Source organism: Lysobacter sp. H21R4 (genome assembly GCF_015277535.1).
GTDB lineage: Bacteria > Pseudomonadota > Gammaproteobacteria > Xanthomonadales > Xanthomonadaceae > Novilysobacter > Novilysobacter ciconiae.
In genome coordinates this window covers 1,604,642-1,616,151 of record NZ_CP063772.1, presented here as the reverse complement: position 1 = coordinate 1,616,151, position 11,510 = coordinate 1,604,642, and the positions used below count along the sequence as shown (strand labels likewise).

Genomic DNA, 11,510 nt, shown 5'->3' with positions numbered 1-11,510 from the left:
CACGACAGGAAGGTGTTACCTGTGGGGAACGGGCATGAGCATTAATCACTGCTCCAGGACAGAACACGAGCAGCAGGTCCTGTCCAAGCTGGTGTCGGAGATCTTGGTCAGCCCGCGGCATAGGAGTGGCAGCGATGAGTTGTGAAAGCGAGCGAGCAAACAAAGGCGCGACAGACATGAAGCTTTTTTCTCGCACCTCAGCATTAGACATTTTGAAAATCCCGGGGGCTCCCATTGCCTATTGGGTTTCGACCGCATTTATAAAGCTTTTCTCGGAGGGCGAGAAGATCACCTCCTTTGTAAATTCGCGTGACGGCCTAACAACTGGAGACAATGAGAAATTTATTAGGTATCACTGGGAAATATCGAGATCATCTATAAATTTTACCGCATCAAATCCAAGGGAATTTTGGGATAGCAAGAGAAGGTTCGCGCCATTAATAAAGGGGGGCGGCTACCGCAAATGGTACGGAAATCTGACGAACGTAATCACTTATGATGAGTCGGCATATCGGATGCTATCTGAGTCCGGGAACAAGCTTCCGTCCCGTGATTACTATTTCAGAGAGTGTTTAAACTGGACCCGAATTTCATCGCCAGCAGGATCGTTTCGATATACTCCGCATGGCTGCATCTTTGAAAGTGCAAGTCTGTGCGCATATTCATCGGGCAGGGCGAATTTGAATTTCGCGCTCGCTGCCGCAAATAGCTGTATTGCGATACCGCAGCTGAATTTCATCAATCCGACAACCAATTTACTTTCTGGATATTTCGATAGATTAAGGGTTCCTAGCAATTCGCTAGAAAATAAAGCCTTGGTAAGCGACAATGCGGACACTTTGATCAGGTATTCGACTAGTGATTGGAATGAGTCGGAGCTATCTTGGCATTTTGAAGAAATGCCTCTGTTAAAGACTGAACATTGCGGAGAGGCGGCGAAGGCCTCATATAACCATCTTCTGGAATATTGGCGTGAAATAATAGTTGAGACTCAGCGCCTCGAAGAAGAAAACAACCGGGTCTTCATTGATGCCTACGGTCTGCAAGACGAACTCACCCCCGACGTCCCGCTCAAGGAAATTACCCTCACCTGCAACCCGCACTACCGCTACGGCGGCGACAAGACCGACGAGGAGCTGGAAGCGCTGCTGTTGGCCGACACCATGCGCGAGTTCCTGTCGTACGCCGTCGGCTGCATGTTCGGTCGCTACAGCTTGGATAGGCCGGGGCTGGTGCTGGCAAACCAGGGCGAGACGCTGGCCGACTACCTGCGCAAGGTTCCCGAGCCGCGCTTCATGCCGGACGAGGACAACGTGATCCCGTTGCTGGACGGCGAGTGGTTCCACGATGACGTGACCGAGCGTTTCCGCCAATTTCTGAGGGTGACCTTTGGTGACGATCACTACACGGAGAATCTGGCATTTATCCAGGACGCGCTGGGCAAGGACGTGCGCAAGTATTTCCTCAAGGATTTCTACACCGACCATTTGAAGCGCTACAAGAAGCGACCGATCTACTGGCTGTTCACCAGCCCCAAGAGCACGTTCAGCGCGTTGATCTACCTGCACCGCTATCGCCCGGACACTGTTAGCGTGGTGCTGCAGTACCTGCGTGATTTCCGCAAGAAGCTTGCCGCCCGTCTGGAACACCTGCAGCAGGTGCAGGTAAGTGCTTCCGCCAGTCAAGGCGAGAAGACCAAGGCTGTCAGGGAGGCCGACACCATCCGCAGGCAGCAACTGGAGCTCGACGACTATGAGCGCGACACGCTCTACCCGCTGGCCACCGAACAGGTGGAACTCGATCTGGATGACGGCGTGAAGGTGAACTACCTGAAGCTGGGTGATGCGTTGAAGAAAATCCCCGGCCTCGCGCCCAAGGGCGACGATTGAGATGAGCCAAGACCGCATTGCTCACGCGCTGGCCCACCTGTTCGACAAACAGCGCATTGTGTTCTGGTACGACACGCGATGCGAGTTTCGCGCCACGTTCGAGGCGCTGGACTTGCCCGGCGTAGAAAAAATCGAGCTGGCCAACAACCAGTTCGGCGTAAAACATCGCCTGCTGCGAGAGGAGCCAACGCAGAATTTTCTGCTCTATCGCGAAGGTGCCGAACCCGCACATCTGAAGAACTGGCTGCTGGATGTGCAACTGGCCAGCGGTCACACGTTTCGTACGGATCAGGTGGCGCTGTGGCTGGCTGAGCTGGGACTGGGGCCCGACTTCTACGCGCTGCTGGAAAGTCATGTGGCATTCTTTGAATCCGCCAAGCGTCGCGACGCGTTGCTCAAGCTGCTCGATTCGACGGACTCGCAGACGCAATTGCGGCGCAAGATGCTGGCCGTGTGTGCGGGCGTGGAGCCACGGCTCGATGTGGTGCTGGAGGTGTTGCTGGGCGACCTGGCCGCGGGTGACGACGCGCGGTTCAAGTTAATCGAGCGCAGCGGTCTGGCCGACTTTCTGTGGGAACAGATGAAGCGCGCTTATGGCTACGAGTCCAGCCAGCCGGGCTTGCGCGACTTCGTGATCGAGCTGTTCAAGTCGTGCTTCCTGATGGAGACTGACCCGGAGTACAAGGCGCGGCTGTCGGCCGAAGGGCTGGTGTTTCTGAACCGCTGGAAAGACAGCCGTTCGCATGAGCGCGGCTTCGAGATGTTGTCAGCCGATTGCGCTCAGGTGTTGCAGATCGACGACAAGCTGCAGTCGTTCGATTACCGCAAGCTGATGGGTTTGGACTATTTCGAGCTGATCGACCGGAAGATCCTCAGCGAACTGGTACGTGCCGTGAGGGCGCGTACCGTGACGGCCGCCGACATGGAGCAATGGATCCGTCAGCGTCGCCACGGGCACTGGTATGCGCGCTTCAAGGATGTGTACCTGGCGCTGGAGCAGGCTGCTCGCTTTAACCAGTTACTGGATGCTACCCAACTGGAGATGGGATCACTGGCCGAGGGTGTGCAGAAGTACTCGCAGCAGTGGTACCGGCTGGATCAGCACTACCGGAAGTTTGTGTACCACCTGCGCGAGTGTGGTCAAGCGTCCTTGTTGGGCGAGCTGGCGGCGCAGATGGACAACCTTTACAGCAACAATTATCTGACACGCCTCAACGACCGCTGGCAACAACACGTGGATGCCGCCACGCAATGGCAGGCCGACGGCGTGCTGCTGCAACGTGACTTTTTCCGCAGCCGCATCCAGCCGTTTCTGGAGCGCAGGACCAAAGTCTGCGTGCTGATTTCCGATGCCTTCCGCTTTGAGGTGGGCGAAGAGCTGCAGAGCCTGATCCGCCAGGAAGATAAGTTCGAAGCCGAGTTGGACCCGATGCTTTCGATGCTTCCCAGCTACACTCAACTGGGGATGGCTGCACTGCTGCCAAACCAGAGCCTGCAGCTAGTCGAAAATGACAGCGGCGACGTGTTGGTGGACGAGCGCAGTGCTCAGGGCTCGGCCAATCGCGGCAAGATTCTCGCCGCGACCGTTGTCGACTCAGCCGTGGTTCTGGCAAAAGATTTGCTCGGCATGGGTCGAGAAGACACTCGTGCGCTGCTGCGCGACCACGAGGTGGTGTACGTCTATCACAACCTCATCGACAAGACTGGCGATACTCGCGATACCGAGGAGCGTGTCTTTGCTGCGGCGCAGGAGACGTTGGAAGAATTGACGCGACTGGTCAAGAAGCTGATCAATGCCAACGCCAGCAACGTGCTGATCACGGCCGACCACGGCTTCATTTACCAGAACCATGCGCTGCATGAGAGCGACTTTCTCAGCAATGAGCCCCAGGGCGCGGCGATCCTCTATCGCGATCGTCGCTTTGTGCTGGGGCATGGCTTGCAGGAGGGCACCAGCTTCAAGACCTTCAACCCGGCGCAGCTGGGCCTGACGGGCACGGTGCAGGTGCAGATCCCCAAGTCGATCAACCGGCTGCGTCTGAAGGGATCGGGCAGCCGCTTTGTGCATGGCGGCGCGACCCTGCAGGAGGTGGTGATTCCGCTGTTGCACATCACCAAAAAGCGCCAGAGCGACGTGCGGCGGGTGGAGGTGGAAATGATTGGTGCCGGCAGCCGCACCATCACTACCGGACAATTGGCGGTGCTGCTGTATCAGACCGAAGCGGTTACCGAGAAGCTGCAACCGCGCCGCCTGCGTGCGGGCCTGTATACCCAGGGTGGCGAGTTGATCTCGGATCAGCATGAACTGGTGTTCGACTTCCGCTCCGAGAGCTCGCGCGAACGCGAATTGCCGGCGCGCCTCATCCTCAGCCGCAAGGCCGATGAGGTGAACAATGAGCAGGTCGAGCTGAAGTTGGAGGAGCCCGTGGAAGGCACCTCGCATTTCACCACGTACAAGTCGGTGCGCTATACGATCCGCCGCTCTTTCACCAGCGAATTTGATTTCTAGGTAAAGCCGCATGAGCCAGCTCGACGACAAGATCAACGAACACTTTGCCGGTCTGGTGGTGCGCAAGGACTTGGTAAAGGCGGTGAAAGGCAACGCCATCGTGCCGTCGTACGTGCTGGAGTACCTGCTTGGCCAGTACTGCGCCACCAACGACGAAGCGACCATCGAAACCGGCATCGAGACGGTGCGCGAGATTCTGCGCAAGCACTATGTGCACCGCAACGAAGCGGGCCTGGTCCGCTCGACCATCAAGGAAAAGGGACGGCACAAGGTCATCGACCGCATCAGCGTGTCGTTGAACGACAAGGACGACGTGTACGAAGCCGAGTTCGCCAACCTCGGGGTCAAGAAGGTGCTGATCGATTCGGCCACGGTGAAGGCGCACCAGAAGCTGCTGGTGGGCGGCGTGTGGTGCATCGCCGATCTGGAATACGAGTACACCGAAGACAAGGCTGCGTCACCGTGGGTGCTGGCGTCGCTGAAGCCGATCCAGATTTCCCGCTTTGACATGGATGGCTACCTCGCGGCGCGCAAGCAGTTCAGCACCGACGAATGGATCGACCTGCTGATCCAGAGTGTCGGCTTCAACCCGCAGATGTTCGGCAAGCGCAACAAACTGCTGCAACTGGTGCGCCTGATTCCGTTCTGTGAGCGCAACTACAACCTGATCGAGCTGGGGCCCAAGGGCACCGGCAAGTCGCATGTGTATTCGGAATTCTCACCGCACGGAATTCTGATTTCCGGCGGTGAAGTGACCGTGCCCAAGCTGTTCGTGCACAACGGCACCGGCAAGCTGGGTCTCGTGGGCTACTGGGACACCGTGGCCTTCGACGAGTTTGCCGGCAGGCAGAAGCGCGTGGACAAGGCGCTGGTCGACATCATGAAGAACTACATGGCCAACAAGTCGTTCTCGCGCGGCGTGGAGACACTGGGAGCCGAGGCCAGCATGGTGTTTGTCGGCAATACCGAGCACACCGTTCCGTACATGCTCAAACACGCGGACCTGTTCGATCCGCTGCCGGAGAAATTCCACGACTCGGCATTCCTGGACCGCCTCCACAGTTACATCCCGGGCTGGGAGATCGACGTGATCCGCGGCGAGATGTTCTCCAGCGGCTACGGCTTCGTGGTGGACTACCTAGCCGAAATCCTGCGCTCGCTGCGCAGCCACGACTTCTCGGACCGCTACAAAGGCTTGTTCAGCCTGTCCGAGGATATCTCCACCCGCGATCGCGACGGCATCAACAAGACCTTCTCGGGCCTGATGAAGATCCTCTTCCCGCACGGCGAAGCCACCGACGCCGAGATCGAGGATGTACTGCGCTTCGCCATTGAGGGGCGCAAGCGGGTCAAGGACCAACTGCTGCGCATCGACTCCACCTATCCCGACGTGCGCTTTACCTACCGCGCAGCGGATGGTCAGGAGCGCGCGGTTCACACGCTTGAGGAAGACGAGTACCCGAACCAGTACCACCGCAAGCTGGCTATGGAGTCGACCACGCACGAAGCTGCTGAGGGGACCGATGAGCCTCTAGATGCGTTGGATGCCACGGAAGTCCCTAAGCCACCCGCCGCGGCCTTGGCCAGCTCCGAACCCGTCCTGAAAGAGCACCACATTGCGTTCCAGGAGAATCAGCGTGGCGTGACGTTCGACGCGTTGTTTGGTCCTTATCTGGCCGGTGCCACCCGAATTACGGTCACCGACCCCTACCTGCGCGTATTCCATCAGCTACGTAATCTGATGGAGCTGCTGGAGACTATCAGCAAGCAGAAAGGACCAGAGGATGAGGTGCGCGTGCATGTCGTCACGGTGGAAGACGAGTTCCACGGCGACCGCCAAACCGAAAACCTGCAGAAGATCGCCGACGCCTGCAGCGGGATCGGCATCCAGTTCAGCTGGGAATACGACACCACCGGCACCCGGCACGATCGCGACATCAGCACCGACCACGGCTGGAAGATCGTGCTGAGCCGCGGCCTGGACGTATTCCAACGCTTTGAGCTCAACGAAGCTTTCAACTTTGCCAACCGGTTGCAGAAGCACCGCCAGTGCAAGGAATTCAATGTGACTTACGTGCGTATCTGATCCGGTTGGAGTATTCGGACGAAGCTCACTCCTCCAAAGGCGGCCGTTCGCAATAATTACTAAAATCTAGGCTTTGGGATAGACACACGTGATCGATAACTGAGATCAAAACTCCAAATCCAACCCCGCACACAAATAATCCACAAACGGCCCCAGCATCACCAGATCGCCCGCAATCGTCTCGCGCAGCTTCGCCCCCGTCATCGTCGCGTCGTCCAGCGGCCGCACGAATACCCAGTTGCGGTGCTTCAAGTCGTCGATGAATTCAAAATCCGCGGGGAATCCACGCGGTGGGCGCACCAGCTTGTTCTCCTGCCCGAAGTCGAAGCGTTTGCGCAGCTTTGGCGAGTGCGCGGTGGCTTTCCAGCTGGCGGGGTTGTCGAGGATGAAGTGGCGGATGCGGAGCTGGGTTTTGGGTTCGGGATGCCACAGGCCGGCGCCGACGAAGCTCGCGCCGGGCTGCAGGTGGATGTAGAACGACGGGGCGGCCACTTCGCGACGGCGCTCGTGGAACAGGCGCGCGCCCTGCCAGCTTTTGTACGGTGATTTGTCGTGCGAGAAGCGGGCGTCGCGGTAGATGCGGAACATCGAGCCGCCGACGGTGCGCGGGTCGGCGCGGAAGTGCTGGCTGATCGCGGCCAGATCCGGTTGTAAGTCGGTGATCAGGCGCAGGAACGGCTGGCGCACGTGCGCCTCATACTGCGGCTTGTGCTCGTTGAACCAGGGCTTGTTGTTGTGCAGCGCCAGTCCGCGCAGGAACTTCAGGCTGGCATCGCTGAAGTAGGCGGTCATAGCGATTGCTGCAGCTGTTGGCCCCATTGCTGCAGGTGGTCCAGCAGCGCGAGGCGCTCGGGTTGGTCGTGGTGTTCGGCGCGCAGGGCGTCGATCTGGGCGAAATACTGCGGCAGGGTCTGTTCGCCCAGCCGCGCGGCGTCATCGAACAGGCGCCGGCGTCGGTAGTCATCCCACCGCACGCGCTCCGGGTCTGACAGGTGATCGGGGAAATTGCGTGCCCGGTAGCGGAACAGCAACTCGGGCAGGCGCGTATCGCGGAAGCCGAAGTCGCGCTCGCCCAGTGCCTGCGGGTCGCTGGTCCGGATCTCCGCAAACACGCGCTTGTCGGCGCCGTCCAGGAAGCCGTCGTAGAGGCTGGCATCGACGTCGGAGGGCGGATGTTCGCGATCGTTGCTGAAGACCGCGCGAATCTTTTCCGCCAGCGCCGGCCCGGCGTCGCGCAGGCGCGCGGCCCGTGACTCGGCCAGCTCGCGGTCAATCCGGAGCCGTTCAAAGTCCGCCGGCCGCAGGTGATCCCAGGCCGACAGCGCCGGGCTGCGGTTGAGGTGGATCTCCTTCAGTGCGACGCGCTCGACGCCCTCGGGCAGGTCGGCGGCACGCACGTACAGGCGCGCCGCGATCTGTTCCGGGTCCAGCGTCAGCAGGCTGTCGGGGTCCTGGCCGAGGTCGAACACGATGACCCGGCTGTCAATAAACGGATGGCGGGCGAGCGGGATGACCGGGGCGGCGCAAAGCCGGCTGGCCGGGAAGCGCTGCGACACGTTGAGCACCGGCGTCATCGCGACCACGTCCAGCAGGCTGGCGGCGTAGCGCTTGTCGCGCAGGCGCAGGGCGTAATCCCACAGGCGCGGCTGCGCAGTTTTGAGTTTGCGTGCCAGGCCGATCAGCGCGCGGACATCGGACAGTGCCTCGTGCGCATCGCCCTCGCGCACGCCATTGGCCTCGGCCAGGTGCTCGAGCTTGAAGGAGGTCGCGCCGTCCTCGCGCTTGGGCCAGACGATACCGTCCGGTCGCAGGGCGTGGGCGAAGCGCATCACGTCCAACAGGTCCCAGCGCGAGTTGCCGCCGCGCCATTCGCGCTCGTAGGGATCAAAGAAGTTGCGGAACAGGCCGTGGCGGACGAACTCGTCGTCGAAACGCAGCGAGTTGTAGCCCAGCGTGCAGGTTTCCGGCCGCGCCATCTCATCAAAGATCAGCGCCAGCGCGTCGCGCTCGACCATGCCTTCGCGCAGCGCGTGCTGCGGGGTGATCCCGGTGATCAGGGTGGCGATGGGCGAGGGCAGCAGGTCGTCGGCGGGTTTGACGTAGATGCTGATCGGCTCGTCGGTCGGGTTGAGGTCGGCATCGGTGCGGATCGCGGCGAACTGCGCGATGCGCGTGCGACGGGGATCGGAGCCGAAGGTTTCCAGGTCGTAGAACAGGAAGCTGGCCGCCACGTCTCAGTAATCCTCGGGCAGTTGTGGCAGGCGGGCTTCGACCAGCGCGTCGGCGGCGTCCCAGTCGAAGCCGTCCAACGACGTGCGGTTGCGGGTGAGCTCCACCAGCATCTCGTGCTGGGTCTCGCCACGCGCCAGCGCGACGGCGTAGGGCAGGTGGGTGAAGGTCACCATGGCGTAGCGCGGCAGGAAGCGCTGCGGATGGCGCTCGGCCAGCCGGTTGCCCAGCTCGCGCTGCAGCAGGTAGTCGTCGTCATCGACGTGGTCGCGCATCTCCAGGTAGTTCTCCAGCGCCATCTGCTGGATCGCGCGGGCGTTGGGCAGGCGCTCGGCCTGGAAGCCGGCGAACGCCTCGCCGCGGTCGGTGGTCCGCAGCAGGTGGTTGGCCAGCGCGACGCAATCCTCGAACGCGCAGTTCATGCCCTGGCCGTGGAAGGGCACCATCGCGTGCGCCGCATCGCCGATCAGCACCGCGCGGTTGTCCAGGTGCCAGCGGTCCAGGTACAGCGTGCCGAGGACGCCGGTGGGGTTGTGGTCGAAGTCGTGCTCGAGCGCCGGGATCAGTCGGGATGCGTCAGGGAAGTCGCGATCGAAGAACGCCCGTGCCTGCGCGCCGGTCGTGATGGTGTCGAAGCCGGGTGCTGGGTGCGTGCCGGGTTTGGTGACATTGGTCGTGTCGCCGTGATCCCCGTCGCCGCCGTTGAGTGTGCCAGCGTCGGGGGCGCCATGGTTCGGCAAAAACAGGGTGACGGTAAAAGTGCCCTCGTCATTGGGCAGCGCGATGCACATGTAGCGCCCGCGCGGCCAGATATGCAGCGCGTGCGGCTCGATCTGGAAGCCGCCGTCCGGGCCAGGCGGAATTTCCAGTTCCTTGTAGGAGTGGCCGAGGAATTCGCTGCGCCCGCCCAGCTCGCACACGCCGGCCATCGCCTGACGCAGCGCGGATCCGGCGCCGTCGGCACCGACCAGGGTGTCGAAGTGGATCTCGCGCACGCTGTCGCCGCGGTCATCGCCAAACTTTGCGATCCGGGCGGCGAAGTCGACGCTGTCGAGGCGATGGTGGAAGTGGATGCGCGCGCCGGCTTGCTCGGCGATGTCGAGCAGCGCCTCGTTGAGATCGCCGCGGTGCACCGACCAGATCACCTCGGTGTCGTCGCGGCCGTAGCGCTGCAGGTCCAGGTGCCCGTCGGCAAAATGCACCATGCGGCCGCGCATCATCACGGTCTTGGCCATTACCGCATCGTCGGCATCGGCTTGGCGTAGCGCATGCCGGCCGCGTTCTGCGAGCGCCAAGTTGATTGAGCGGCCGCGCTCGTAGCCGAGCTCGCGCAGGTCGCCGCGCTTCTCGTAGACATCGATGCTCCAGCCCCGCTGGGCGAGCAGGATGGCCAACAGCGCGCCGGCCAGACCGGCACCGACGATGGTCAGGTGCGGCGCGTCGGCGCCATCGCCGGACACCGGTCGCGCTTCGGTCGATGCCGAAGGGCCGGCGGGGATGGGTCCGGCCATGGTCAGCGGGTCTTCCGCCACGCGTCGACGCCGTCGGCGAAACGCAGGACGTCGTGATGGGTGTTGTAGAGCGGGGCGGGGGAGATGCGGATCACGTCGGGCTCGCGCCAGTCACCGAGCACGCCGTTGGCCGCCAGGTGGTCGAACAGAGAGCGTCCCTCGTCGCGTCCACCGCGCACGCGGAGCGATAACTGGCAGCCACGCTCGGCCGGGTCGGCGGGGCTCAGCACCTCCAGGGTGTCTGACAGGCGCTGCTGGATCAGTGACTCCAAATAACCGGTCAGGCGCAGCGATTTTTCCCGCAGCGCCGGCATGCCGACCTGGTCGAACAGGTCCAGCGACGCGCGCAGCGGCGCCAGCCCGAGGATCGGCGGATTGCTCAGCTGCCAGCCTTCCGCACCCGGCGTGGGCTGGAAGTCGGGGCGCATCTGGAAACGCGTAGCGGCGTCGTGGCCCCACCAGCCGGCAAAACGTGGCGCATTGGTGCGCGCATGACGCTCGTGGACGAAACAGCCGGCGACCGCGCCCGGCCCGCTGTTGAGGTACTTGTAGTGGCACCACACCGCGAAATCGACCTTGCTGTCGTGCAGTTCCAACGGGATGTTGCCGACCGCGTGGGCGAGGTCGACCCCGCACAGGGCGCCCTGCGCATGGGCGATGCGGGTGATCTCTTTGACGTCGAAGGCCTGGCCGGTGCGGTACTGCACACCCGGCCACAGCACCAGCGCCAGCCGATGGCCGTGCTCAGTGATTGCCTGCTCGATCGCCGCCATCGAGAACAGCCCACCGGGCAGGTCGGCGGCGACCTCGATCAGATCGGTGGCCGGATCGAAGCCGTGGAAGGCAATCTGCGATTCGACCGCGTAGCGATCGCTGGGAAACGAGCCGGCCTCGATCAGGATCGCCGGGCGCTCGGCGGTCGGCCGGTAGAAGCTGACCATCATCAGGTGCAGGTTCGCGGTCAGCGAGTTCATCGCGACCACCTCCTCGGGCTGCGCGCCGACGATCCGTGCCAGCGGCTCGCGCATCAACTGGTGGTAGCGCATCCACTGCGAGTTGCCGCGGAAATGGCCCTCGACGGCTTCCATCGACCACTTGTCCAGCACGTCCTCGACCTGGGCACGCACGCCGCGCGGCTGCAGGCCCAGCGAGTTGCCAACGAAGTAGGCCTGGTCGCCGTCCGCGTGCTGCGGGATGTGGAACTGCGCGCGCAGCGTCGGGAGCGGGTCGGCCGCGTCAAGGGCCAACGCGTGCTCGGAGGAGTGGAGTTCGGTCATCAGGTCGTG

Annotated in this window: 7 protein-coding genes; 3 read left to right on the top strand and 4 right to left on the bottom strand. The window is 62.1% G+C overall.

Annotation, left to right across the window (positions count from 1 at the left end; all coding sequences use genetic code 11):
- Nucleotides 1-134: 134 nt before the first annotated feature.
- From pglX to brxL, 3 genes are read left to right on the top strand one after another with little or no spacing between them, the layout of a single operon-like run.
- Nucleotides 135-1,889, top strand: coding sequence for a BREX-1 system adenine-specific DNA-methyltransferase PglX (pglX, locus tag INQ40_RS07360; protein ID WP_194339877.1), 1,755 nt, complete (start codon nt 135-137; stop codon nt 1,887-1,889).
- A 1-nt stretch (nt 1,890) separates the two neighbouring features.
- A complete protein-coding gene (pglZ, locus tag INQ40_RS07355) occupies nt 1,891-4,398 on the top strand; it encodes a BREX-1 system phosphatase PglZ type A (protein ID WP_194339875.1) in 2,508 nt (835 codons plus the stop codon).
- A 10-nt stretch (nt 4,399-4,408) separates the two neighbouring features.
- Nucleotides 4,409-6,484 (top strand): BREX system Lon protease-like protein BrxL, encoded by a 2,076-nt coding sequence (brxL, locus tag INQ40_RS07350; RefSeq protein WP_194339869.1) that lies wholly within the window; start codon nt 4,409-4,411, stop codon nt 6,482-6,484.
- Nucleotides 6,485-6,589: 105 nt separating this feature from the next.
- Here the strand turns inward: brxL and INQ40_RS07345 are convergent, their stop codons facing one another.
- The 4 genes from INQ40_RS07345 to kynU form a co-directional block, all read right to left on the bottom strand.
- A complete protein-coding gene (locus INQ40_RS07345) occupies nt 6,590-7,276 on the bottom strand; it encodes a DUF2461 domain-containing protein (protein WP_194339867.1) in 687 nt (228 codons plus the stop codon).
- Nucleotides 7,273-8,715 (bottom strand): exodeoxyribonuclease I, encoded by a 1,443-nt coding sequence (gene sbcB, locus INQ40_RS07340; RefSeq protein ID WP_194339865.1) that lies wholly within the window; start codon nt 8,713-8,715, stop codon nt 7,273-7,275. The genes INQ40_RS07345 and sbcB overlap by 4 nt, the downstream gene beginning before the upstream one ends.
- 3 nt (nt 8,716-8,718) lie before the next feature.
- Nucleotides 8,719-10,137 (bottom strand): NAD(P)/FAD-dependent oxidoreductase, encoded by a 1,419-nt coding sequence (locus INQ40_RS07335; RefSeq protein ID WP_228482184.1) that lies wholly within the window; start codon nt 10,135-10,137, stop codon nt 8,719-8,721.
- A gap of 89 nt (nt 10,138-10,226) precedes the next feature.
- Nucleotides 10,227-11,501 (bottom strand): kynureninase, encoded by a 1,275-nt coding sequence (gene kynU / locus INQ40_RS07330; protein ID WP_194339861.1) that lies wholly within the window; start codon nt 11,499-11,501, stop codon nt 10,227-10,229.
- Between the last annotated feature and the right edge of the window lie 9 nt (nt 11,502-11,510).